The sequence below is a fragment of the Thioclava indica genome (assembly GCF_000714545.1).
GTDB classification, from domain to species: domain Bacteria; phylum Pseudomonadota; class Alphaproteobacteria; order Rhodobacterales; family Rhodobacteraceae; genus Thioclava; species Thioclava indica.
This window is the reverse complement of sequence record NZ_AUNB01000018.1, coordinates 43,155-65,685: the sequence shown is the minus strand read 5'-3', so window position 1 is coordinate 65,685 and position 22,531 is coordinate 43,155. Positions and strand designations below refer to the sequence as shown.

The following is a 22,531-nucleotide window of genomic DNA, read 5'->3' as shown; positions in this document are numbered from 1 at the left end:
GCACGGGGGAATGTGGTTCGTTAAGCCTAAATCAGTCATTTGCCTGACGTCAGAAAACAATCAGGAATAGTCCCGAGCGGCGCCGCATGGCTTGCTGATCGTCATCCTTTCATTCGGTCTGATGGCTTTATCCCTCGATTTCTACGCATAGCGCGCGGCCCTGTCTTGGCGGGTATCGAAATCCCAGATTGCAATCGGCGAAGCTCCAAAGTAGCATACTAGTCACCCAATGCGTCGGAGGACCGCATGCCCCATCACCGAAAAGCTTTCAGGTCTCAAATCGGCTTTGTCGGGCGAGGCCTCATGAACGCAACCCGTGGGACACGCGGCGGCGGTGATCTCGCAGTCGCGGATGCGGGTGACGCCGCGTCCAGCGTCTTGATGAAGCGGCAAGCGAGACGCTGATCCCCGCCACGTTCGAGACTGGCAAACACCTGAAGGCAAAGAACATCTTGGAGGGCTACGATGGATGTAACCAACTATTTTCCCGGCGATGAGATGAACCTCATCGACCTTGGCGACGGGATCAAGAGGAAGGTCACGGCCTACAGCGACAACCTTATGTGCGTCGAAGTCCATTTTGAGGAAGGCGCGGTGGGGGCGCTGCACAGCCACCCGCATGAGCAAATCACCTACATTCTTTCAGGGCGTTTCGAGTTCAATATCGGCGGGACGAAAAAGATCCTATCGGCGGGCGATTCCACCTACAAGCAGCCCAATATCGAACACGGTGCTGTCTGCCTCGAGCCCGGCGTCTTGCTGGATATCTTCACCCCGAGTCGTGCCGATTTTCTGTGAGATTGCGCATCTCGCGAGGGATTTCAATGACGTTAATCCACGCCATCTGCCCGCCATTCAATCCGTTTGACGAAAAGGAAACAGTATGAAACTTCAGGGAAAAACCGCTATTATAACGGGCGGTGGCCGCGACATCGGAAGCGCCTGCGCCAAGCATTTGGCAGCGCAAGGTGCCAATGTCGCAATCAACTACTTCTCCAGCAGCGCTGGCGCAGATCGCACCGTTGAGGAAATCCGTGCAGCGGGCGGCAAAGCGTTCGCATTGCAGGGCGATTTGAACGCGCCTGAGGACGTCGAAAAGCTGGTCGCCAAAACTGTCGAAGAGTTCGATGGCGTCGATATCCTCGTCAACAATTCCGGCGGCCTGATTGCCCGCAAGACCATCGCCGAGATGACGCTAGAGCATTGGCAAGCGGTGATGGATCTCAACCTGACAAGCACGTTTTTGATGGTGAAGGCGTGTTTGCCGCATATGAAATCGGGCGCCATTGTCAATCTGGCCAGTCAGGCCGGGCGTGATGGCGGCGGGCCGGGTGCCGTTGCCTATGCGACCTCTAAGGGGGCTGTCATGACAATGACGCGCGGGCTTGCCAAAGAGCTGGGGCCGAAAATTCGCGTCAACGCATTGTACCCCGGCATGATCGACACCGATTTCCACAACATCCACACCAAGGACGAGGTGCGTCGCAACGTCGAAGCCGCAGCGCCGCTTAAGCGCCAAGGCACGCCCGACGATATCGCCAATTTGGTGGTATTCCTTGCGTCTGAGGACTCCGCTTTCATCACGGGCGTTAATCTCGACATCAATGGCGGGATGCTCTTTAGCTGATAGGAAGAATGGGGGGAATATGGCTGATAGAACCATCCACAGGCGTGGCACTTATGCGCCCCGGCGGGGGCTGCGAGCATCTCCCGTTGATGGTGGCGCTGTGCCTGCTGCCCCTTCGCGCGGTGAACGACCGCACTCCCGCGCGCCGTTTTTATTTCCACTCTCACCCCGGATAACAAGATGCGCTTTCTTGCGATAGGCGAATGCATGGCCGAGCTTGCCCCGACGGGCGAAGCAAGAGACTATTCCCTGGGGTTTGCCGGGGATACGTTCAATACGGCGTGGTATTTGGCCCGTTTACGACCTGAGAACGCCGTTTCGTTTTTCACGGCGGTGGGCAGCGACCCGATTTCACAGCAGATGCGCGATGCGTTCAGGGAAAGTGGAATCGACGACAGCCACGTTCAGACCGTTCCTGATCGCACCGTCGGGTTATATCTGATCTCGCTCAACAATGGCGAGCGTAGCTTTTCCTATTGGCGGGGGCAGTCGGCGGCTCGCCAGCTAGCGAATGATCCGCAGGCCTTGGCCGAGGCGATGGACGCAGCGGATCTGATTTATTTTTCCGGGATCACGCTGGCTATTTTAAGCAGCGCGTCGCGCGAAACGCTGTTGACTGCGCTGCGCGACGCGCGTGCTTCTGGCAAGACGATTGCCTTTGACCCCAATCTGCGCCCCCGCCTGTGGTCTGCCCCTTCCGAGATGACCAAGGCCGTTATGCAAGGCGCTGCCGTCAGTGACATTGCCCTGCCCTCTTTTGAGGACGAAGCAGATTGGTTTGACGATGCCAACCCCACGGCGACCGCAGACCGCTACGCCGCAGCCGGTGCCACGACCATCGTCGTCAAGAACGGCGGCGATCCGGTCTGCTACCGTCAGGGCGATACGCGCGGAAACGTGGAGGTGCCAGCCCTGTCCTGCGTGGTCGATACAACGGCGGCAGGGGACAGTTTCAACGCTGCAATCCTTGCGGGAATCGAGGCAAACACGCCCCTTCCAGAGAGCATCGCGCAGGCGTGCCGCTTGGCGGGGCAAGTCGTGCAGGGCAAAGGCGCGCTTGTACCCGTTCAAGCCTGAGAACGTGAGCCAAGCCCCCGAAAGGAAACCCGAAACGCACATTCTGACGCCCGCAAGCAGCCCTTGGAACTTTGGCGCAACCGCAAGAAAGGCTAACTGGCTATGAGACATACTTGGCGGTGGTTTGGTCCTGATGATAGCGTGACGCTGTCCGAAATCCGGCAGGCCGGGGCCGAAGGAATCGTGACCGCCCTTTATCATCTACCACCCGGCGAGGTCTGGCCGCGCGCCGAAATCCGCGCGCGTCGCGAGATCATTGAGGCGGCGGGGCTGAGCTGGGATCTCGTCGAAAGCCTGCCCGTCAGCGAGGCGACCCGCACCGGCGCGCCCGAGGCGATCCAGCATTACGCCAACTGGATCAGCTCGCTGGAAAACCTCGCACAAGAAGGCATCGCCGTTATTTGCTACAACTTCATGCCGGTACTGGATTGGAGGCGCACCGATCTGGCCGCGCCGATGCCGTCGGGGGCGACGGCGCTGCGCTTTGATTTGATCGACTTCGCGGGCTTCGATCTTGGCATTTTGGCGCGCGAGGGCGCCGAGGCAGATTCTCCGGCGGAGGTGATTGAGCAGGCCCGCGCCCGGCTCGCGCGCTTTAGCCAAGCCGAAAAAGACCAACTTACCAGCAACATTCTGGCCGGTCTGCCCGGCACGCTGGAACACTGGACGCTCGACACCCTGCGCGCGCGTCTCGCCGCATATGCCAAGATCGACGCCGAGCAATTGCGTAGCCATCTGCGCGCTTTCCTTGAGGCGGTGGTGCCCAGTGCCGAACGGCTTGATATGCGGCTGTGCTGTCATCCCGACGACCCGCCTTGGCCGCTTCTCGGGCTGCCCCGGATCATGTCGAGCGAGGCCAATTACGACTGGCTGGTCAACGCCGTGCCATCGCGCGCCAACGGCATCACCTTTTGCACCGGGAGCCTTGGGGCGCGCCCTGACAACGATCTGGCCAAGATGCTGACGCGTCTTGGCCCGCACATCCATTTTTACCACTTCCGCAACGTGCGGCGCGAGGACGACACCATTCCCGGCTCGTTTCACGAGGCCGATCAGTTCGGCGGATCGAGCGATATGGTCGCGGTGATGCGCGCGGCGCTTGGCGAACAGAGCCGCCGCCGCGCCGAGGGTCGCGCCGACTGGCAGATCCCGATGCGCCCCGATCACGGCCAGAACATTCTGGATGATCACACACGCAAAACTGCTCCCGGTTATCCTGCAATCGGACGGTTGAAAGGGCTGGCGGAGTTGCGCGGCGCAATGTTGGCGCTGGCGAGTGCAGGGCCGTCATGATCGTTTTGTCGCTATCGCGAAGCTCTCGGCAGGTCTTTCACCCCAGGGGCGCTGCGCAGGAGAAAGGAAACTCGGGGCACTTGGCGAGGGCGCGGTTTTTGCCACAACCGCCCTTAAACACGTTGAAAATAGCCTCTGTCTCGGGCCAGTGAAAACTGGAAACCCGAAAGCGAATGGGGTAAGCGCACTGGGATCCAAGGAGAGAAACATGCGACAAATGCCAATTGCGCGCGAGCGACGCACCAGCGCCGACGAGGTCTTTGATTATTTGTATGACGAGATCGTCGCATTGCGCATGTTGCCCGGCGCCAAGATTTCCGAAGTCGAGATTGCCAATAAGCTGAACGTGTCGCGCCAGCCCGTGCGCGATGCCTTTAACCGCCTGACAAACCTTGATCTGCTATTGGTGCGTCCACAGCGCGCGACGGAAGTGCGCCGGTTTTCCTATGAGGCGATTCAGGCTGCGCGTTTCATTCGCGCCGCTGTTGAGGTCGAAGTGATCCGGCTTGCGACGCAAACATGGGATGGCTCCAAGATGGGCCTGCTTCAGGACAATCTTGATCAGCAAAAAGCGACGCTGGAAACCAAGGACGGCGATGCGTTTCACAAGCTTGATTACGAATTTCACCGCATCCTGTGCGAAATCGCAGGTGTCGCACATGCATTTAAGGTGATTGCCGAGAAGAAGGCGTTGGTTGACCGGCTCTGCGTATTGGGCCTGACGCAAGAAGACCGGATCGGTGTGTTATATGACGATCACACCCGGATCGTTGCGTGTATTGCGGCGGGCGATGCCGAGGGCGCGGTTGAGATCGCGCGCTTGCACCTGTCGCGGCTTGATCCGACCATCGCCAGCATTCGCAAGGCCCATGACGAGTATTTTGAGGCCTAGGCAGCTAGCGCGCCAACCAGCCGCCATCGACTGTCACGATCGTTCCGTGAATATAGGCCGACGCTGGTGCCGCCAAAAACACCGCTGTTTGTGCGATGTCATCGGGCGTGCCCCAGCGCGCGGCCGGGATGCGCTCTAGGATTGCTTGGTTGCGGTCTGGATCGGCGCGCAACGCCTTGGTGTTGTTGGTCGCGATATATCCCGGTGCGATGGCGTTCACGTTGATGCCTTTGGCCGCCCATTCGTTCGCCAGAAGCTTGGTCAACCCTGCCACCCCATGCTTGGCAGCGGTATAGGACGCGACCCTGATACCCCCCTGAAACGACAGCAGCGAAGCGATATTGACGATGCGCCCGGAGGCGTTTCGTGCAAGAGCGGCGCGGGCGAACGCCTGACAGGTGAAGAACACCGCCTTGAGATTGACATCCATGACGTCGTCCCAATCGGCTTCGCTGAAATCGAGACTGTCGGCGCGCCGGATGATCCCGGCATTGTTGACGAGGATGTCGATGGGGCGCTTTGCGAATATGTCCCGCGCCGCCATCGGATCTGCGAAATCAAGAAGCAGGCCCTCGGCGCTGTCGATCCTGCCTACGGTATCGGCGCAAGATGACCGTCCGGCGCAGATCACATGCGCCCCCGCTTGGCCCATTGCCACCGCTATCGCCTGCCCGATCCCGGTATTGGCCCCCGTGACCAGCGCCGTCTTTCCTGCCAGTGAAAATGGGCTCATCGCGGGCCTCCTTTACCATCCGGTGAAGCGATCCTGTCAGGGCTCACGGGAACGCACTTGGCATCATCGTTTCTGGCAGCCACAGCGCGATGTCGGGAAACAGGATGACCAGAAACAGGATGATCAGCATCGGGATGAGGATGATCACCACATCGCGCATCACCTGCACCACGTTCATCCCCCCAATGGCCGCCGAGATCAGCAAACAAAGCCCATAGGGCGGCGTCACAAGCCCGAATGCCAGCGACACGATGCCGATAATTGCAAAGACGACGGGCTGGATATCGGCTGCCGCCGCCACAGGCATCAGCACAGTGCCAAGGATGATGATGGTCGGGATGGCATCGATGAACAACAGGCCAAAGAACAAGAACAGCCCCGCAATCACCAAAGCGGTGCCGAAATAGCCAAGCTCCATGCTGGTCATGAAGGTCACAATCAGTCGCGGCACGTTGAAAAACGCCAGCGTCCAGCCAAAGGCCGACGCCGTGCCAATGGCAAATAGCGAGATTGAGGCGAACCGCCCCGTCTCGTAAAAGATACCGCCCAGATCGCGCCAAGTAACCGTGCGGTAGACGAACATCCCCAGGATCAGCGCATAGCCAGCGGCGATAATCGCGCTTTCCGTTGGCGTAACGATACCGCCAACAATGCCGCCGATCACAAGTAACGGGGTCAACATCGCAAGGAATGCGCCCTTGAAGGCCCGCCACAGGTCACACAGGGTCGGACGCAGCGCGATTGGGTAGTCATAGACCTTGGCATAGCCGTAGACCGTCGCCATCAGGGCAAAGCCGATCAGCAGCCCCGGAATCGCCCCCGCCAGAAACAGCGCGCCAACCGACACTTGCATGACGCCCCCCCAGACCACCATCAAGATGCTGGGCGGAATGATCACCCCCATCACCGACGAGCACGCCGTGATCGCAATGGCAAAACGGCGGTCATAACCTTCCTTGACCATCGCCGGGATCAAGATCTTGCCGCAGCCCGCCGCATCCGCCGTCGAAGACCCCGAAATCCCCGCAAACAGCATCGACACCGCGACATTCACATGCCCAAGCCCGCCCGGCATCCAACCGGTCAAGACCCGCGACAGATCAATCAGCTTGTCGGTGATCTTGCCGGAGTTCATCAAATTGGCCGCGAGCAGGAAAAACGGCACCGCCAACAGGATGAACGAATTATAGGACTGAAACATCCGGTCGAGCACGATGAAGGGCGTGAGCCGCATATCCATCAGCACAACCGGCACCGTCGCGATCCCCAAAGCGAACGCCACGGGAACCCGGATCAGCACCAGCAAAAGAAACCCGCCCACCATGATGGCACAGGCAACACCCGTTGAAATAATCATGACATTGCTTTCTCGGAATTGCGGTACTCGGCGAAGGCTTCGGCCAGTCTATAAAATGCGAACACCGCCCAGACCGCGCCCGAAATCGGGACGGAAATAAAGGTGATCAGCTTATTGGCCTGCATCATCACGGTTTGCTGCATGGCCCCAAACTTGGCGTACTCAATGCCATACCACGCAAAGACCAAGGCAAAGGCCCCGATCAGCAGAAGGACAATGCCTTTTTGCAGGAGTATCCCCAGCGGTCGTGTGGCGTCTCGCGTTATCCGCACATCGAAATGGGTGCCCTCCCAGACCGCGATCATCGACCCGATCATCACCATCCAGACAAAGATGAATGTGGCGAGTTCCTCGGTCCACAAATAGACCGGAATAAGCCCGGTGTAGCGCGCAATAACCTGCATCGCGACCGGGATTGCGAGTGCCCCCATCAGCACGGCCAGCAGCACTCGTAGCCCTTGGCAAAACCCTTCAAGTATACGCCCCAAGTGAACTCCCCCCACCTGTGTGTCGCTCGCCAGCGACCGCAAAGCGCATTCCGAACGAGCCGTGCCCGGAATGCGCAATCTGGTCACGGCTTGCTGTTACATGCCGCGGATCGAGGTCAGGAGATCGCTCGCACCAAGGCTGTCTGCATAGGCATCCTGCACTGGCACAACCAACTCGAGCAGCTTGTCGCGATCCTCAAATTCCAGAACCGTCAACTGCTTGGCATCCGCCATCTCTTGCAATTTCTCAGCGTCCTCGCGCGATTCCAGCTCACGCCCGTAGGCGCCCGCTTCTTTGCCAGCCTCTAGGACGGCGGCTTGCAGGGGGGCTGGCAAGTTGCGAAACGTCTTGCCGCTCATCACGATGGGGCGCACCGTGATCGCGTGGCGCGTCAAGGTTAGATAGGGCGCGACCTCGTAGAACTTGAGGTTCTGGATGCTGGCCGCTTCGTTCTCAAAGCCCGAAATCACACCGGTCTGGATCGCGTTATAAACCTCGCTATAGGAAATCGCGGACGGGGCCGCCGTCAGCGCCGAGAAGATCTGCGCCTGGATCGGTGCGCCCATGACGCGCATTTTGAACCCGGCCAGTTCGTTCAAATTGTGGATCGGGTGGTTTGCCAGAACGTTGCGAACGCCGCCACCGGTATAACCGATGACCATGATGTCGGCCTTGTCAGCCAGTTCCTGTTCAAGCGGCTGAAGCACGTCGCTGGACAGAACTGCCTCCCAGTGGGCTTGGTCGCGAAACAGGAACGGCATGTCCATCAACGGGATCGAGGGCGCGAATGTCGCCATATTAGAGGGCGCCATGATCGTAAAATCAATCGCGACGCCCTGCTGAAGGAAGGTGACATAGTCAGCCTCGACGCCCAGCTCTCCATTCAGGCGCAGATCGAAATTGACGTCACCGTCATATTTTTCCTGAACCAGTTCGGAAAAGCGCTCCATCGTCTTGGTGAAGGCGTGGTTTTCGTCAAACATGCTGGCACCGCGCAATGTGATCTCTTGCGCTGCCGCAGAGGTGAGTGTTGCGGCAAAGGCAGCAGCCAAAGTGGCGCCCCGCAGGATGGTTTTAGCAGAAATGAGTCGCGTCATGTGTTCCTCCCAGAACTGTTTCAGGGCGCCCGACCAACAGCTCGCAAAGATGCAATGCGTTGCAATAAAAGGCGCATCAATCGCGTGATACACCTGTTAATATGTCGAAACGGCAGTCTCTCCCTGCGCAAGAAATAGCACTACCTATTCTAGTATGCTAGTTTTTTCGTGAGCAAGAGGACGCTTGAACACACGCCGTGGTGAAACGACGGGTCGCAAAGCCGACGCAGATCACAAAGATAGTTACCAAATGATGAGACTTTTTTCTCGACTCACCTGAATAAATCCATCAGGTTCAGACTTACTGGGATACTACAATCCCACACATTGAGAGCCTTGGCTTCGGAGTTGACACTTCGGGAGATGAAAATCCGCCAGGGGAGGAGTTTCGAAGCGCCTTGTCGCTTCATCTAAGACACGATCGGTAAACGCGCTGATCGGTCCACGTCAAACGCGTCTATGGGAGGATGCTTATGCTTCGCAATCTTTTGACACTCGGTCTCGGTATCACGGCTTTTGCAGCGGGTACTGGGTTCATGACCGATGCCGCTCGGGCGGAATACCCCGAACGGCCAATCACTTGGATCGTGCCGTGGGGCGCGGGGGGCGGCACCGACGCCACAAGCCGCATGTTGGCCGGGCTGATGGAAAAAGAGCTTGGCGTTCCGGTCAATGTCGTAAACCGTGATGGCGGGTCAGGCGTTGTCGGTCACTCGGCGATCGCCAACGCAAAGCCCGATGGCTACACCATTGGCACCGTGACCGTTGAAATCACGATGATGCATCACGCGGGCCTGACGGCGCTGAACCCTACGAACTACACGCCGATCGGGCTGTTCAATGCCGATCCGGCCGCATTCCATGTACGCGCCGATTCCAAATTCGACACGCTCACGGCCTTTCTTGCCGACGCCAAGGCCGAGCCAGGGAAAATGAAATCCTCGGGCACGGGTCAGGGCGGGATCTGGCATCTTGCGATGGCAGGCCTGCTATCGGAGGACGGTCTGAGCCCAAGTACAGTGCCGTGGGTGCCCTCTAAAGGCTCTGCCGCCGGACTACAGGATCTGGTCTCGGGGGGCGTTGATATCGTCGCGTGCTCTTATCCCGAAGCCGCCTCTCTGATTGCTGCGGGCAAAGTGAAACCGCTTGCCGTCATGAGCGAGGAGCCCCTGCCCGGTCTGCCCGATCTGCCGACTGTAAAATCCGAGACCGGTGTTGATCTGATGGTCGCATCCTGGCGTGGCGTGGCTGGTCCCGCCGGCCTGCCCGACGAGGCCGTCGCCAAGCTCTCATCGGCGATGGAGGCTGCCTATAACTCTGACGAGTTCACCGCCTTCATGTCCGAACGTGGTTTTGGCAAGGTCTGGCTTGATGGCCCCGCCTTTGGCGCGTTCATGGCAAAGGCCGATGCGGCGAACGGCAAGGTGATGCAAGCTGCCGGTCTTGTAAAATAACGAACCTGACGCACTGGCCTTCGGTGGGCCCTTGGGCCAGTGCGTAACCTCTCCCCCGACCTTCAGGTTCTCCTCCCCGGTCGGGGGCACTGCCGGACACAGCCCAAGCACAGGGGCGAATCGCTGGCAAACATTCCGTTGTCGCACTGGAGAGCACATGAAAATCAGTGACCGTTTGATGGGCTGCTTCCTGCTGTTGTTTGCAACAGCCGTTTTGATTCAAGCCAGCAGTTTCCCGACAATCCCCGGACAATCCATCGGCTCTGGGCTGTTGCCCTCGATTGTGGCCGTCGGTCTGATGATTTGCGCGCTGATCCTGATTGCCAAGGATCTTATGGGAACGCCGCGCCCGAAACTCATCGAGGCGGGTGCCTGGATCACCGATCCCCGCCGCATTCTGCGCGTCGCGATCGTTTTGCTGGGAACGGCAAGCTTTATTCCGTTTCTCGACGTGATCGGGTTTCCGGTGCTCAGCATCGCGGTGCTTCTGGCGTTTCTGTTGGCGCTGCGGGTGAATGTGATGACGTCTGTCCTTGTTTCGGTGGCGGCATCGCTGGCGATCCACACGCTGTTCAGCAAGGTCTTTCTTGTGCCCCTGCCATGGGGCTTGCTGCAATCCATCGCCTGGTAGGCTGGCAAGGGGAACTTCATGGACCATATCTTTAACGCTCTCATGATGGTCGCTGATCCTGCGGTGCTGGGTATCATCCTTGGCGCATCGGTTTTCGGCCTGTTTATTGGGGCAATCCCGGGGCTTTCGGCGACGATGGCCACGGCCTTGCTAGTGCCGCTTACGTTTTTCATGGACCCGCTGCCCGCCATTGCGGCCATCGTTAGCGCGGTCGCCATGGCGATCTTTGCCGGAGACATTCCCGGAGCGATGCTGCGCATCCCCGGCACCCCCGCCTCGGCTGCCTATGTGGATGACGCCTATCAGATGACATCGCGCGGTCAGGCCGAGCGCGCGCTTGGCATCGGTCTTGTCAGTTCGGTCTTTGGCGGGATCGTGGGCGCGATTATCCTGACCACCTGCGCGCCCTACCTTGCGGAATTTGCGTTTCAGTTCAGCACGGTGGAATATTTCTGGCTCGCCGTTCTTGGCCTGAGTTGTTCCGTGATCATTTCGCGTGGCTCGCCGGTCAAAGGGCTGATCGCGCTGCTGATCGGGCTGTTCATTTCCACCATCGGCATCGACGTGACGGCAGGCTTTCCGCGTTTCACCTACGGCTCGGTCGACCTGATGGGCGGTGTCAGCTTTATCCCCGCGATGATCGGGATGTTCGCGATGACCGAGATCCTGCGCTTCGCCATGGCCGCATCGCATGACACCTCATCCGTGCCGAAATCCAACTCCACCGTCTATGGCGGCCAGTGGAAGATGGTGCGCGAAAACAAGGGTAATCTTGCATCTGGTAGCCTGATCGGCACCGTCATCGGGATTTTGCCCGGCGCTGGGTCCGATATCGCCGCTTGGGTCGCCTATGCCGTGGCCAAGAAATTCTCACGCACGCCCGAAAAATTCGGCACCGGGCATCCCGAAGGCCTGGCCGCCGCCGGCGCTGCCAATAACGCCTCGCTCAGCGGTGTGTGGATCCCCGCGTTGGTCTTTGGCATTCCGGGCGACTCGATCACGGCCATCGCCATTGGCGTTCTGTTCATGAAAGGCATTACCCCCGGCCCGATGGTCTTTGTTCAACAGGCCGACCTGACCTACGCGATTTTCATGACTTTCTTTGTGGCCAATCTGCTGCTGCTGGTGCTGGGCTATTTCGCGATCCGTGGCGCTCGTTTCGTCGTGCGCACGCCTGCGAAACTGCTGATGCCGGTGATCTTGCTGTTCTGCATGGTGGGTTCATTTGCGATCACCAACAGTGTCTTTGGTATCGCCGTCATGCTGGCGCTAGGGATCATCGGGTTTCTGATGGAGGAAAACGGCTTTCCCATCGCGCCAACGATCCTTGGCATCGTGATCGGCCCGATGCTGGAAGACAATTTCATGGCCACAATGATCAAATCCGATGGCAGCATCGTCGGGTTCTTTGACCGCCCCGTCGCGGGCACCTTGGGCGCGTTCACAGTGCTGATCTGGACGCTGCCGCTGATCATGCTACTTGTGCGCCGCCTCACGCGGCAATCCAAAGTCGGGGCCTAGCCAGCGCGGCGGATCATCGGAACAGAAAAGGACGTGCATCATGTTGACACTCAAACGGCTGGACCTTGCCGATGCGCAGGTTCTCATTGCCGGGGCAAAGGCCAAGGCGATGGAGATCGGCGTGCCAATGTGCATCGCGGTGACAGACGAAAGCTGCAACCTGCTTGCGTTTGAGCGGATGGATGGTGCCAAGATCCCCAGCATCACCATCGCGATCGACAAAAGTTACACCGCCTCCGGCATCCGAAAGCCCACGCATGAGCTTGGCGAAGCCAGCCAACCGGGCAAGCCAGCCTATGGTATCTCGTCAACCGTCAGCGGGCGCATGGTGGTGTTTGCGGGCGGCGTTCCGGTTGTTGTCGATGGGGGGATTGTGGGCGCTATCGGCGTCAGCTCGGGGTCGCCAGCGCAAGATCTGGAAGTCGCAGAGGCCGGGATTAAAGCGCTTTTGCAAACCGATTGATCTTTTGCATCCAGCCGCGCATCCGATATCGGGGCGCGCGGCTGATTTATCGCGTCCTGCGCGTTACTTTTCTAACGTGCGGAAGTAGTCAAAGATTTCCGGCACATTGCCATTTCCCATTCCAGCATCGAAAGCCGCCTGAAGGTTATGCGAGGTGCCCTCGGCAATCTCAGAGCGCGTTCCCAGATCCTCGACCATCTTGAGGAAATAGCCCAGATCCTTGTTGGCATTGGCAATCGAGAACCCCAGATCGCTGACGCCATCCACCGCGTAATTCTTGCAAAACCCCATGAAGGGCGAATTCGACGGGCCTGTCGACATGATGTCGTAAAGCTGCTGGCGATCAACACCGGCGCGGTCGGCCACGGCGAAGGCTTGGCTCATGGCGCTGACGGTGGTCATTCCCATGAAGTTGTTGATCAGCTTGGTCGTATGACCTGCGCCAAGCGCGCCAAGGTAAAAGACGTTCTCGCCTTGCACATCAAGAACCGGTTTGACGCTGTCAAAGGTCGCGCGATCCCCTGCGGCCATGATGTTGAGCAAACCGTCCTTGGCATGCGCGGGCGTGCGTCCCAAAGGCGCGTCGATCATGCCCGCGCCCTTCTTGGCCAAGTCGGCCCCGATCTTGCGCGTCGAGGCGGGAATCGAGGTTCCGAAATCAATCAAAACAGCGCCCGGCTTGATCCCCGCCAAAATACCGTCCTGCGCATAGACCAGCCCTTCGACAACGTCAGAGGTGGTCAGGCAAAGCATCACGATATCGCTGGCCGCAGCCAGTTCGGCCCCCGATTTCGCCTCGGTAGCGCCACGGGCCACCACGGCAGCAACGGCATCTTTGTTAAGATCCATCACGATCAGCTCAAAGCCGTTCTTTTGCAGGCACTCAACCATGTTCCCGCCCATAAGGCCGAGTCCGATGAAACCGATGACGGGTTTGCTCATATCTGTCTCCTACGAAAACCAAAGTGGTATCCTAGTATTCCTACACCAAATTTGAAAGGTAATCCAGAGCGTGAATGCAATCTGACCCGGATGGATCGCGCCCGGCCCCATCGCTCGCCACCTGCCCAAGCGTTGCAAAATTTCAAACCTACGTCGTGACACAAAGCGCGCGAAAACGCGGGTTTCAGGCCCCCAGATGCCCCCAATCGCCCATCACGTTTAAACGGATCGAAATGTTGAATTGGACGCCAGCTCCTCAACGCGCTAATTGCCTTGTGACTGCAAACGGACTCAGGAGGCCCAAATGACACTTCCCGCAAAACGCATCGCCATTACCGGCGCGGCTGGACAGATTTGCTACTCGCTGCTTTTCCGGATCGCCAAGGGCGATGTCTATGGGCCCGACCAGCCCGTCATTTTACAACTTCTCGACATCCCGCAGGCGATGGAAGCGTTGCGCGGCGTGCTGATGGAACTGGAAGATTGCGCCTTCCCGCTCGTCCAGGGAATCGTGGCGACGGATGATCCGGTCACGGCCTTTAAAGATGCAGACGCGGTATTCCTTGTCGGGTCGCGTCCGCGCAGCAAAGGGATGGAGCGCGCCGATCTGCTGGCTGTCAACGCCGAGATCTTCAAGGTTCAGGGCAAGGCGCTGAACGAGGCCGCTTCGCGCGACGCCAAAGTCATCGTCGTGGGCAACCCGGCCAATACCAACGCCGCGATCCTTGCGGCCCATGCGCCCGACTTCCCCGCCGCCAATATCACCGCCATGCTGCGCCTCGATCACAACCGCTTTTTGTCGCAACTCGCGACCAAAGCCGATGTTGCCGTGCGCGATATCGAAAAGGCGGCTGTGTGGGGCAACCACTCGCCCAGCATGTTCCCCGACTGGAGCAACGCACAGGCCAATGGCAAGGCGATCTCGCAGCTCATCGGCGATGAGGCGTGGTATCGCGAGACCCTGATCCCGACCGTCGCCAAGCGCGGCTCGGCCATCATCGAGGCGCGCGGCGCGTCGTCGGCGGCCTCGGCGGCCAATGCCGCGATTGATCACATGCATGACTGGATCAACGGCACAGATGGCAAATGGGTGTCGATGGGCGTGCCCTCTGATGGCAGCTACGGCATCCCCGAGGGCCTGATCTGCGGTGTGCCAGTGACCTGCGAAGGCGGCGTCTACACCCGCGTCGAAGGCATCGAAATTGACGACTTCGCGCGCAAGATGATCGACCTCACCTGCGCGGAATTGAAAGACGAGTTGGACGCAGCACTCGGTCGCTGATCTGGACTGCTTAGCTTGCGAACACGGCCCGGCGTGAAAATGCCGGGCCGATTTTTATGTGCCTGAGCGGTTCTTCGCTATCGCAAAAGCGCGCCCGAATCGCTGCTCTGCAATAGCAGCGCGGATGTCGCAGTAGAGCTATCGCTGCCCGCGCGGCGCGTTTTGCGGGGCAACAGCGCACGCCATGCCTTAGAACGGTGTCCGAGCCCAAAAGAATGCCAATCCAAATGCGACGTCCTTTGATGGCAAGTATTCCAGTGCTGGCACGGGCTTCGGAACAACCGGCACGCCGCACCCTTTCAAATGAACATTCATCAACTAGCCCTCTCAGAACGTCAAAATCGTTCCTTGAAACGCCTTCTGTTTTGATCAATTTGGAACAAAATCCACGCACCCTAAGGAGCGCAACATGAAACGTTTCGCATATTCGGCCATGCTCGGCCTTGCGGCATCTGCCCTTGGCGCAACGGCTGCCATCGCATCGACGTTCGGACCGCTGGTGACGCCAGCGCAACTCGAGGCGGGGCTTGAACCCGACGCACCGATCCTTCTTGATATCCGCCCCAAAGGTTACGACGCGGGCCATATTGCGGGGGCGGTTTCGGCCCCCTACGGGCTGTTTCGCGGCCCTAGCAACGATCCGGGTCAGGTGCCCGCGCTTGACACGCTAGAGGCAACCTATGAGCGCTTGGGCCTGACGCTTGATCGCCCGGTCGTGGTGGTGTCGCAAGGCGATACCGACAGTGATTTCGGTGCGGCCGCGCGGGTCTACTGGACGCTGAAAAGTTCCGGCTTCAAGGATCTTTCGATCCTAAACGGCGGGGCGAGCAACTGGGCGAATGCGGGGCTCGCGTTTTCGACCACCCCCGTCACGCCCGCCCCCACGCAACTCTCGATCCAATGGAACAACGCCTGGACTGCGGACACCCCGGCGGTGAACCAGATCGTCGAGGGGCAAGCCAAAGCGGTTCTGGTCGATGCCCGCCCTACCCCCTTCTTTGAGGGTAAGAAAATGCACGATGCAGCCGCGCGTCCCGGCACCCTGCCCGGCGCGCAAAGCCTGCCCTATTCCCAATTCTTCAGCCCCGGCGCCACCGCAATTGCGCCCAAACCCGATGTCACCGCTCTTAAGGCGAAACTTGGCCTTCAGGATGGCGATGAGGTCGTGTCGTTTTGCAATACCGGTCATTGGGCGGCGACCGATTGGTTTGCGCTTTCCGAGTTGGCGGGGATCGACAACGTCAAACTCTACCCCGGCTCGATGGTTGAATATTCCGCCACCAAAGGCGACATGGAAAACACGCCTGGCTTGATTACCAACTTCCTCAATCAACTGCGAGGCGGCATCTGATGACGACCTCTTCCCTCTCAATCACCGCCCCTGCGCGCGCGATTTCCGGGCGCGGCGCGCTTATCCTTGCGGCGCTGATCGCGATCGCGGCGTTGGCGCTGTTTGGTGGCGCGCGCTACGCGCTGATGTTGGCGATTGGTTTGGGCTTTGGGATCACGCTGGAGGGGCTGCGGTTCGGCTTTGCCGGTCCGTGGCGCGCGATGATCTTGCGGCGCGAACCGGCGGGCATTCTGGCGCAGCTTTTGGCGATTGCGCTGGTCTCCATCGTCGCAATTCCCTTGCTGGCCGCGCATCCCAATGAGTTGACCGGCGCGCAAGCCCCGATTGGCTTTGCGATGGTTGGCGGGGCTTTTGTCTTTGGCGCGGCGATGCAGGTGGTGCTGGGCTGCGGATCGGGCACGCTGGTCAATGCGGGTTCGGGCAATCCGATCGGGCTGCTGGCGCTGCCATTCTTTGCGATTGGCAGCTTTGCGGGGGCTTACGGGCTGATCTGGTGGACCGACTTGGGCGCGTTGCCGATCTTGACGCTCACGGGCACCACCGGGCTGACGATTACGTTGGTTGCCTTGGCGCTGACGGCGGCGCTGTTCTTTGCGCTGGGCAAGCCCGGCAGCCGCCGCCTGCCTGCGCGCTATGTCATTGCGGCACTGGTTTTGGCTGCACTCGCGATTGCGAACCTTGTTGTTGCGGGGCAGCCGTGGGGCGTGGTCTACGGGCTTGGTCTTTGGGTCGCCAAAGGGGCCACAGCGATGGGCGCGGATCTGTCTGGCTCTGCGTTTTGGACCGCACCCGGCTCGGTCGCGCGCGTTCAACACAGCCTGCTGACCGATTACACCTCGCTTACCAATATCGGGCTGATTGCGGGCGCTTTTGGCGTGGCAAGCTGGCGTCGGGGCGGCCTGTCGCAATCCTTGCCGCGCTACCCGGCGCGCGCGTGGATCGCAACGATCATCGCGGGGCTGCTGCTGGGCTATTCGTCGCGCTTGGCCTTTGGGTGCAATGTCGGCGCGTTCTTTTCGGGGATCTCCACGGGCAGTTTGCATGGCTGGGTCTGGTTTATCGCAGCTTTCGCGGGGGCGTTTGTTGGCATTCGGCTGCGGCCGATCCTGGGGCTGGAGGCGCGCACATGACACGTCGTTTCACCGCCTCTCTCGCCGTAACGGGGCTGGTCCTGCTGATCGCGTTTGATCAGGTGTCCACACCCTTGAACCCCTACCAAGCGCCGCCGCTTTTCGCATTGGGCTCGGGGCAAATCGCAGCGGGCGGGTTCTGCGGCGCGCTGCCAAAATAAAAAACGCTCTGAGCGTGTTTCGCACGCTCAGAGCAACATTGTTCGGATCGCCGTGATTCTGATGGCCTAGCCGATCACTCGATGCCGCCAAGGCACATGTATTTGATCTCGACGAAATCATCGGTGCCGTATTTCGACCCCTCACGGCCCTGCCCCGATTGTTTGATGCCGCCGAACGGGGCGACCTCGGTCGAGATGATGCCGGTATTGACGCCCACGATCCCGGTTTCCATCGCCTCGGCCACGCGCCAGACGCGGGCCAGATCGCGCGAATAGAAATACCCCGCCAGCCCGAATTCGGTATCATTGGCCATCGCGATGGCCTCGGCTTCGTCTTCGAACTTCACCAAGGGGGCGAGCGGGCCAAAGGTTTCCTCGCGCGCGACTTTCATCGCCTGCGTCACGCCCGTCAGGATTGTCGGCTCAAAGAAAGTCCGCCCAAGGTTAGAGCGATGCCCCCCCGTTGCGATCTGCGCGCCGTTCCCGGTCGCATCCGCGATGTGATCCTCGACCTTGGTTAACGCAGCCTCGTTGATCAGCGGACCGGTGGTCACGCCCGCATCAAACCCGTTGCCCAGCTTGAGCGCGCCAACCTTGGCGGCCAGCTTCTCGGCAAAGGCCTCATAGACGCCCGATTGCACATAGATCCGGTTCGCGCAAACGCAGGTCTGACCGTTATTGCGGAACTTGGCGATCAGCGCGCCTTCGACGGCCGCGTCGAGATCGGCATCGTTGAACACGATGAACGGCGCGTTGCCGCCCAGTTCCAGCGAGATCTTTTTCACCGTATCCGCGCCCTGCTTCATCAGGATTTTGCCCACGCGGGTCGAGCCGGTAAAGGTGATCTTGGCGACTTTAGGATTGGCGCATAGCTCTGCCCCCATGCCCGCCGCATCCGTGCCGGGGATGATATTCATCACACCGGCAGGGATGCCCGCCCGCTCGGCCAGCACCGCCATCGCCAGCGCCGACAGCGGCGTCAGTTCCGAGGGCCGCCCGACAAAAGTGCAGCCCACCGCCAACGCCGGAGCCACCTTGCGCGCGATCATCGCATTGGGAAAATTCCACGGCGTGATCGAACCGACAACCCCGACCGGCTGCTTGAGCACCACAATGCGTTTGTCGCGCTGATGGCCGGGGATCACATCGCCATAAATACGCTTGGCCTCTTCGGCGAACCACTCGATGAAACTTGCGCCATAGAGGATCTCGCCTTTTGCCTCGGCCAGGGGCTTGCCCATTTCGGCGGTCAGGATCGCGGCCAGATCATCGGCGTTCTCGATCATCAGATCGAACCATTTGCGCAGGTAAATCGAACGCTCTTTACCCGTCAGCGCCGCCCAAGCCGGCTTGGCCGCATAGGCCGCCTCAATCGCGGCGCGCGTCGCGGCCACATCCAGATCAGCGACCTTGGCAACCTCGTTTCCGGAGGCGGGATCGTTGACGGTAAATGTCGTGCCGCCCCCGATCCATTTGCCATTCACATAGGCGCGGGTTTCCAGCAGCGAGGGATCCTTCAGCTTTACCATCTTATGCCCCTTTCGCCGCCAGCATCGCCTCTTCAAGGATATCAAGCGCCTGGCTCATCTGCGCGTCGGGAATGGTGATCGGCGCGAGGAAGCGGATCACATTGCCATACACGCCGCAGCTAAGCAGCAGCAGGCCGCGCGACAGCGCCTCGGCCTGAACGGCCTTGGTCAGATCAGGCGCGGGTTTGCCGTCTTGCATCAACTCGATCGCCACCATGAAACCGGGGCCGCGAATTTCAGCGATTTCCGGCATCTTGTCGCGGATCTGCTCAAGACGTTGCTTGAGGCGTGAGCCAAGCTCGTTGGCGCGGCTGCACAGGTCTTCTTCCTCGATCACATCCAGCACGGCATTGCCCGCAGCCACACCCAGCGGGTTGCCGCCATAGGTGCCGCCCAGCCCACCGGGATTAGCCGCATCCATGATATCGGCGCGCCCGGTGACGGCGGCAATCGGCAGACCGCCGCCCAGCCCCTTGGCCATTGTGGTGATGTCGGCAGCCACACCGAAGGCTTCCATCGCAAACAAAGTGCCGGTGCGCGCGAAACCTGACTGTACCTCATCGGCAATCATCACGATGCCATGCTGGTCACAGAACTCACGCAGGCGCAAAACGAAGTCGCGCGGCGCGGGCACGAAACCGCCCTCGCCTTGAACCGGCTCAAAGATCACCGCAGCCAGACGCGCGGGGTCAAGATCGGTTTTGAACAGACTCTCCATCGCGGCAAAGCTGTCTTCCACGCTCACGCCATGCAGCGCGTTGGGAAAGGGGATGTGGAAAACATCGGGCATCATCGAGCCAAAGCCAGCCTTGTAAGGCGCAACCTTGCCCGTCAGCGACATCGTCATAAAGGTGCGCCCGTGGAACCCGCCACCAAAGGCGATGACCGCATTGCGACCCGTGTAAGCACGCGCAATTTTCACCGCATTTTCAACCGATTCCGCGCCGGTGGTGACAAAGATCGACTTCTTGTCAAAATCGCCCGGCACCTTGTCATTCAGCCGCTCGGCCAAGCGCACATAGGGTTCATAGGGCAAGACCTGATGGCAGGTATGGGTAAAGGCATCAAGCTGCGCCTTGACGGCCTCGATCACCTTGGGGTGGCGGTGGCCGGTGTTCACCACCGCGATTCCGGCGGCGAAATCAATCAGTGTGTTGCCATCGGCATCGGTCACGGTGGCATTTTCGGCGCTGACCGCAAAGTTCTTGGTCTGCACACCCACACCGCGGGCCAGGGCAGCAGCGCGGCGGGTCTCAAGTTCGATATTGCTGGACATTTTGAACCTCGTAGTTTGACGGAATCAGACATTTTCAGTCACGCTAGCGTTTAACGAATAACCGCGCAACGTTGAATTTGTTAAACGCAAAGCTTTGCGCTACTGTGATTGCCAGACCAACAGCCAGCCCGTAAAACAGGCGCGGAAAGAGAGGTTTCGTGAATGATTTCGACGTAGGCGCGCGCCTGAAAACGATCCGCGAGGAGGCAGGCCTTTCGCAACGCGAATTGGCGCAGCGCGCGGGCGTGACCAACGGGCTGGTCTCGCTGATCGAGCGCAACAAAACATCGCCCTCAATCACCTCATTGCGCAAGATCCTTGAGATTCTAGACCTCACCTTGGCCGCGTTTTTCGACAGCGATGCCCCCGCCGAACCCGGCCGGTTTGTGTTTCGCCATGACGAGCTGACCGAGATCAACCCCGGTCGCATTTATCGCTCGGCGGGGGCTGACGCGTTGCGCGCGCTCTCGCTGAAACGCGCGGGAAAGTCGGGACAGACGAGCCTTTTGCTGCTGTATGAGACCTACGACCCCGGCGCGGATACCGGCGCGGATGCCTATAGCCACGAGGGCGAAGAGGGCGGTTTCGTGATCGAAGGCGAGTTGCTGCTAAGCGTTGGCGACAAGACCGAATTGTTGCGCGCAGGCGATGCCTATCTGTTTGACTCGCGCCTGCCCCACCGCTTTCGCAATGTGGCGCAGGTGCCTTGCATCGTGGTCAGCGCCGCCACCCCGCCAACGTTTTGATCGTGGGCGGCAGCGCTGCGCCTTACTGCGTCACCGTCAGCCCCAGCAATCGCCAAGCCTGCATCCCGCCGCGATAATAATAGATCTTCTCGGCGGGAAATCCGGCCTCGATCATGCGCCGTGCAGCGGTCGGCGATTGGCCACACCATGCGCCGTTGCAGTAAAGCGCGACGGATTTGACAGTCTCGCCATCACAGATGAACCCGTCGAAATCAGGCTCGCAGCCCAATTCGCCCAGACGATCCGCCGCCTCGGTATAAGGCACATTAATTGCACCGGGAATTGCGCCGCCCTCAAAATCGCGGCGTACCCGGCCATCGATGACCACCACATTGGGATCGTTGAGAAACTCCATGATTTCCAACTCGCCGATCGGGGTCACACCGGGGGCAGGAACCATCGGCTGGATGCAGAAATCCGGGCAGGGCCGTGAGGTGCGCGCCCATTCGCCGGTGATCTCATTGGCGTTGTCTTGGATGCGCGAAATCTCAACCGGGCCGGAGCTGGTCTCAACGCTGATCGACATCGTATCGGGGCGAATATTCACCGGATCCGCAAAAGCGGGCGTCGCGCATAGCAGCGCAGCACATAAAATAGCACGCATAGTTTCCTCCCTTTTGCGTGATCATAGCATGGTCGGCGCATCTTGTCGCGCGGCGCGCACGGCGTTAGCCATCAGGGATGACCGACGCTTTCATCCTCGGGGCCGCCGTTTGGCCGGGCGAACAGCCCTCGCCTGCGCTTGAACGACGCGTGCTGCACGGCGCGGCCCTGTATCATGCGGGCGAGGTTTCGCGGCTGGTATGCTGTGGCGGGGTTGGGAAACACGGGCCTTCCGAGGCCGAGGTAATGGCGCGGCTCTTGCGCGCGCAGGGCGTGCCCGAGGCGGCGCTTGTGCTGGAGGATCGCTCGACCACAACGCGCGAGAATATCGCCTTTGGACTTGCACAGAGTGACGCGCAAGAGGCAATCGTGCTGATCACCGACGGCTATCACGCGCCGCGTGCCTGCGCGACGGCGCGTGCCTTGGGGGTGGCGGCACTTGCGTCTTGCCCTCATCACAAACCCCGCCCTCGCGCATATTTACGCGAGGGCGGGGCGTGGTTGAAATTTCTGTGGTGGCGAGGGTTTGGCCGTTAATCGAGGATCAGCTTGCCGATCACCAAAACGACCGCCGCGCCGACCAAAGCCATCGCGATAATCGCTAGCAAGCCACCTGCGGCAAGCACCGCACCGCCCAAAATCGCAATGATGAACGGCGTGACAAGCGCGCCCAGCACGCCAATCGCCAGATAGGCCCCGCGATGGCGCCCGCCCGCGACAAGACTGGCAATCCAGCCCGCCAAAAGCCCCGCGATCACCAAAAGGATAAAACCGATCACGCCGATGGCTTGTAGAACGTCTTCCATAACTCTCTCCGGGTTGTCTTTTGACATAACAACGCAAGCCGCGTGGCGCAGGTTCCACGGATTCGTGAAGG

At 59.9% G+C, this 22,531-nt stretch carries 24 protein-coding genes; 15 read left to right on the top strand and 9 right to left on the bottom strand.

Annotation, left to right across the window (positions count from 1 at the left end; all coding sequences use genetic code 11):
- The first annotated feature begins 465 nt into the window (after positions 1–465).
- From DT23_RS06405 to DT23_RS06385, 5 genes are all read left to right on the top strand, one after another.
- On the top strand, positions 466–798 hold the full coding sequence (locus DT23_RS06405; protein WP_038129563.1) for a cupin domain-containing protein: 333 nt from the start codon (positions 466–468) through the stop codon (positions 796–798).
- 85 nt (positions 799–883) lie between these two features.
- A complete protein-coding gene (locus tag DT23_RS06400) occupies positions 884–1,627 on the top strand; it encodes an SDR family NAD(P)-dependent oxidoreductase (protein WP_038129561.1) in 744 nt (247 codons plus the stop codon).
- A 180-nt stretch (positions 1,628–1,807) separates the two neighbouring features.
- Positions 1,808–2,704 carry a sugar kinase gene (locus DT23_RS06395; protein WP_038129559.1) on the top strand — a complete coding sequence of 299 codons (897 nt, stop codon included), beginning with the start codon at positions 1,808–1,810 and terminating at the stop codon, positions 2,702–2,704.
- Between the two features lie 102 nt (positions 2,705–2,806).
- Positions 2,807–3,997, top strand: coding sequence for a mannonate dehydratase (gene uxuA, locus DT23_RS06390; protein WP_038129557.1), 1,191 nt, complete (start codon positions 2,807–2,809; stop codon positions 3,995–3,997).
- 208 nt (positions 3,998–4,205) lie between these two features.
- Complete coding sequence (locus DT23_RS06385; protein WP_038129555.1) at positions 4,206–4,889, top strand: GntR family transcriptional regulator; 684 nt, start codon at positions 4,206–4,208, stop codon at positions 4,887–4,889.
- A 4-nt stretch (positions 4,890–4,893) separates the two neighbouring features.
- Here DT23_RS06385 and kduD read toward each other — a convergent pair whose 3' ends face one another.
- The 4 genes from kduD to DT23_RS06365 form a co-directional block, all read right to left on the bottom strand.
- Positions 4,894–5,622, bottom strand: coding sequence for a 2-dehydro-3-deoxy-D-gluconate 5-dehydrogenase KduD (kduD, locus tag DT23_RS06380; RefSeq protein WP_038129553.1), 729 nt, complete (start codon positions 5,620–5,622; stop codon positions 4,894–4,896).
- Between the two features lie 43 nt (positions 5,623–5,665).
- A complete protein-coding gene (locus DT23_RS06375; RefSeq protein WP_038129551.1) occupies positions 5,666–6,979 on the bottom strand; it encodes a TRAP transporter large permease in 1,314 nt (437 codons plus the stop codon).
- Positions 6,976–7,467: a TRAP transporter small permease gene (locus DT23_RS06370; RefSeq protein ID WP_038129549.1), complete on the bottom strand. Its 492-nt coding sequence runs from the start codon at positions 7,465–7,467 to the stop codon at positions 6,976–6,978. The genes DT23_RS06375 and DT23_RS06370 overlap by 4 nt, the downstream gene beginning before the upstream one ends.
- A gap of 96 nt (positions 7,468–7,563) precedes the next feature.
- Entirely contained in the window at positions 7,564–8,565 is a 1,002-nt protein-coding gene (locus DT23_RS06365) for a TRAP transporter substrate-binding protein (protein ID WP_051697111.1), read from the bottom strand.
- A gap of 473 nt (positions 8,566–9,038) precedes the next feature.
- Between DT23_RS06365 and DT23_RS06360 the strand changes: the two genes are divergently transcribed.
- From DT23_RS06360 to DT23_RS06345, 4 genes are all read left to right on the top strand, one after another.
- Positions 9,039–10,019, top strand: a complete 981-nt coding sequence (locus DT23_RS06360) for a tripartite tricarboxylate transporter substrate binding protein (protein WP_038129547.1) — start codon at positions 9,039–9,041, stop codon at positions 10,017–10,019.
- A gap of 157 nt (positions 10,020–10,176) precedes the next feature.
- Positions 10,177–10,650, top strand: coding sequence for a tripartite tricarboxylate transporter TctB family protein (locus DT23_RS06355; RefSeq protein WP_038129544.1), 474 nt, complete (start codon positions 10,177–10,179; stop codon positions 10,648–10,650).
- 18 nt (positions 10,651–10,668) lie between these two features.
- Positions 10,669–12,171 (top strand): tripartite tricarboxylate transporter permease, encoded by a 1,503-nt coding sequence (locus tag DT23_RS06350; RefSeq protein ID WP_038129542.1) that lies wholly within the window; start codon positions 10,669–10,671, stop codon positions 12,169–12,171.
- Positions 12,172–12,211: 40 nt separating this feature from the next.
- Positions 12,212–12,634 carry a GlcG/HbpS family heme-binding protein gene (locus DT23_RS06345; protein WP_038129540.1) on the top strand — a complete coding sequence of 141 codons (423 nt, stop codon included), beginning with the start codon at positions 12,212–12,214 and terminating at the stop codon, positions 12,632–12,634.
- Between the two features lie 63 nt (positions 12,635–12,697).
- Here DT23_RS06345 and DT23_RS06340 read toward each other — a convergent pair whose 3' ends face one another.
- Positions 12,698–13,576 (bottom strand): NAD(P)-dependent oxidoreductase, encoded by an 879-nt coding sequence (locus DT23_RS06340; protein WP_038129539.1) that lies wholly within the window; start codon positions 13,574–13,576, stop codon positions 12,698–12,700.
- 304 nt (positions 13,577–13,880) lie between these two features.
- On the opposite strand from DT23_RS06340, the gene DT23_RS06335 reads away from it, so the two are divergent.
- The 4 genes from DT23_RS06335 to DT23_RS19790 all read left to right on the top strand — a co-directional run bounded on the left by DT23_RS06335 (position 13,881) and on the right by DT23_RS19790 (position 17,500).
- Positions 13,881–14,858, top strand: a complete 978-nt coding sequence (locus DT23_RS06335) for a malate dehydrogenase (RefSeq protein ID WP_038129536.1) — start codon at positions 13,881–13,883, stop codon at positions 14,856–14,858.
- 409 nt (positions 14,859–15,267) lie between these two features.
- The gene (locus DT23_RS06330; protein ID WP_038129533.1) at positions 15,268–16,209 is read left to right on the top strand and encodes a sulfurtransferase; all 942 of its coding nucleotides are present in this window, start codon (positions 15,268–15,270) and stop codon (positions 16,207–16,209) included.
- Positions 16,209–17,339 carry a YeeE/YedE family protein gene (locus DT23_RS06325; RefSeq protein ID WP_038129531.1) on the top strand — a complete coding sequence of 377 codons (1,131 nt, stop codon included), beginning with the start codon at positions 16,209–16,211 and terminating at the stop codon, positions 17,337–17,339. Before DT23_RS06330 ends, DT23_RS06325 begins: the two co-directional genes overlap by 1 nt.
- Entirely contained in the window at positions 17,336–17,500 is a 165-nt protein-coding gene (locus tag DT23_RS19790; protein ID WP_164492072.1) for a hypothetical protein, read from the top strand. Before DT23_RS06325 ends, DT23_RS19790 begins: the two co-directional genes overlap by 4 nt.
- 74 nt (positions 17,501–17,574) lie before the next feature.
- Here DT23_RS19790 and DT23_RS06320 read toward each other — a convergent pair whose 3' ends face one another.
- Positions 17,575–19,029, bottom strand: coding sequence for an NAD-dependent succinate-semialdehyde dehydrogenase (locus tag DT23_RS06320; RefSeq protein ID WP_038129527.1), 1,455 nt, complete (start codon positions 19,027–19,029; stop codon positions 17,575–17,577).
- A gap of 1 nt (position 19,030) precedes the next feature.
- On the bottom strand, positions 19,031–20,305 hold the full coding sequence (locus tag DT23_RS06315; protein ID WP_038129524.1) for a 4-aminobutyrate--2-oxoglutarate transaminase: 1,275 nt from the start codon (positions 20,303–20,305) through the stop codon (positions 19,031–19,033).
- Between the two features lie 158 nt (positions 20,306–20,463).
- Between DT23_RS06315 and DT23_RS06310 the strand changes: the two genes are divergently transcribed.
- The gene (locus DT23_RS06310; protein ID WP_038129523.1) at positions 20,464–21,051 is read left to right on the top strand and encodes a cupin domain-containing protein; all 588 of its coding nucleotides are present in this window, start codon (positions 20,464–20,466) and stop codon (positions 21,049–21,051) included.
- A gap of 22 nt (positions 21,052–21,073) precedes the next feature.
- On the opposite strand, the gene DT23_RS06305 is transcribed toward DT23_RS06310, so the two are convergent.
- The gene (locus tag DT23_RS06305) at positions 21,074–21,655 is read right to left on the bottom strand and encodes a rhodanese-like domain-containing protein (RefSeq protein WP_038129522.1); all 582 of its coding nucleotides are present in this window, start codon (positions 21,653–21,655) and stop codon (positions 21,074–21,076) included.
- 77 nt (positions 21,656–21,732) lie between these two features.
- Between DT23_RS06305 and DT23_RS06300 the strand changes: the two genes are divergently transcribed.
- Positions 21,733–22,191 (top strand): YdcF family protein, encoded by a 459-nt coding sequence (locus DT23_RS06300; protein ID WP_038129520.1) that lies wholly within the window; start codon positions 21,733–21,735, stop codon positions 22,189–22,191.
- On the opposite strand, the gene DT23_RS06295 is transcribed toward DT23_RS06300, so the two are convergent.
- Positions 22,188–22,460 (bottom strand): GlsB/YeaQ/YmgE family stress response membrane protein, encoded by a 273-nt coding sequence (locus DT23_RS06295; RefSeq protein ID WP_038129518.1) that lies wholly within the window; start codon positions 22,458–22,460, stop codon positions 22,188–22,190. The two genes, DT23_RS06300 and DT23_RS06295, sit on opposite strands and share 4 nt — an antisense overlap.
- Between the last annotated feature and the right edge of the window lie 71 nt (positions 22,461–22,531).

Bases quoted from the DNA above. Each gene is read 5' to 3' on its own strand.
- DT23_RS06405 (WP_038129563.1), top strand. From the start codon at position 466: ATGGATGTAACCAACTATTTTCCCGGCGATGAGATGAACCTCATCGAC.
- DT23_RS06400 (WP_038129561.1), top strand. From the start codon at position 884: ATGAAACTTCAGGGAAAAACCGCTATTATAACGGGCGGTGGCCGCGAC.
- DT23_RS06395 (WP_038129559.1), top strand. From the start codon at position 1,808: ATGCGCTTTCTTGCGATAGGCGAATGCATGGCCGAGCTTGCCCCGACG.
- uxuA (WP_038129557.1), top strand. From the start codon at position 2,807: ATGAGACATACTTGGCGGTGGTTTGGTCCTGATGATAGCGTGACGCTG.
- DT23_RS06385 (WP_038129555.1), top strand. From the start codon at position 4,206: ATGCGACAAATGCCAATTGCGCGCGAGCGACGCACCAGCGCCGACGAG.
- kduD (WP_038129553.1), bottom strand. From the start codon at position 5,622: ATGAGCCCATTTTCACTGGCAGGAAAGACGGCGCTGGTCACGGGGGCC.
- DT23_RS06375 (WP_038129551.1), bottom strand. From the start codon at position 6,979: ATGATTATTTCAACGGGTGTTGCCTGTGCCATCATGGTGGGCGGGTTT.
- DT23_RS06365 (WP_051697111.1), bottom strand. From the start codon at position 8,565: ATGACGCGACTCATTTCTGCTAAAACCATCCTGCGGGGCGCCACTTTG.
- DT23_RS06360 (WP_038129547.1), top strand. From the start codon at position 9,039: ATGCTTCGCAATCTTTTGACACTCGGTCTCGGTATCACGGCTTTTGCA.
- DT23_RS06355 (WP_038129544.1), top strand. From the start codon at position 10,177: ATGAAAATCAGTGACCGTTTGATGGGCTGCTTCCTGCTGTTGTTTGCA.
- DT23_RS06350 (WP_038129542.1), top strand. From the start codon at position 10,669: ATGGACCATATCTTTAACGCTCTCATGATGGTCGCTGATCCTGCGGTG.
- DT23_RS06345 (WP_038129540.1), top strand. From the start codon at position 12,212: ATGTTGACACTCAAACGGCTGGACCTTGCCGATGCGCAGGTTCTCATT.
- DT23_RS06340 (WP_038129539.1), bottom strand. From the start codon at position 13,576: ATGAGCAAACCCGTCATCGGTTTCATCGGACTCGGCCTTATGGGCGGG.
- DT23_RS06335 (WP_038129536.1), top strand. From the start codon at position 13,881: ATGACACTTCCCGCAAAACGCATCGCCATTACCGGCGCGGCTGGACAG.
- DT23_RS06330 (WP_038129533.1), top strand. From the start codon at position 15,268: ATGAAACGTTTCGCATATTCGGCCATGCTCGGCCTTGCGGCATCTGCC.
- DT23_RS06325 (WP_038129531.1), top strand. From the start codon at position 16,209: ATGACGACCTCTTCCCTCTCAATCACCGCCCCTGCGCGCGCGATTTCC.
- DT23_RS19790 (WP_164492072.1), top strand. From the start codon at position 17,336: ATGACACGTCGTTTCACCGCCTCTCTCGCCGTAACGGGGCTGGTCCTG.
- DT23_RS06320 (WP_038129527.1), bottom strand. From the start codon at position 19,029: ATGGTAAAGCTGAAGGATCCCTCGCTGCTGGAAACCCGCGCCTATGTG.
- DT23_RS06315 (WP_038129524.1), bottom strand. From the start codon at position 20,305: ATGTCCAGCAATATCGAACTTGAGACCCGCCGCGCTGCTGCCCTGGCC.
- DT23_RS06305 (WP_038129522.1), bottom strand. From the start codon at position 21,655: ATGCGTGCTATTTTATGTGCTGCGCTGCTATGCGCGACGCCCGCTTTT.
- DT23_RS06300 (WP_038129520.1), top strand. From the start codon at position 21,733: ATGACCGACGCTTTCATCCTCGGGGCCGCCGTTTGGCCGGGCGAACAG.
- DT23_RS06295 (WP_038129518.1), bottom strand. From the start codon at position 22,460: ATGGAAGACGTTCTACAAGCCATCGGCGTGATCGGTTTTATCCTTTTG.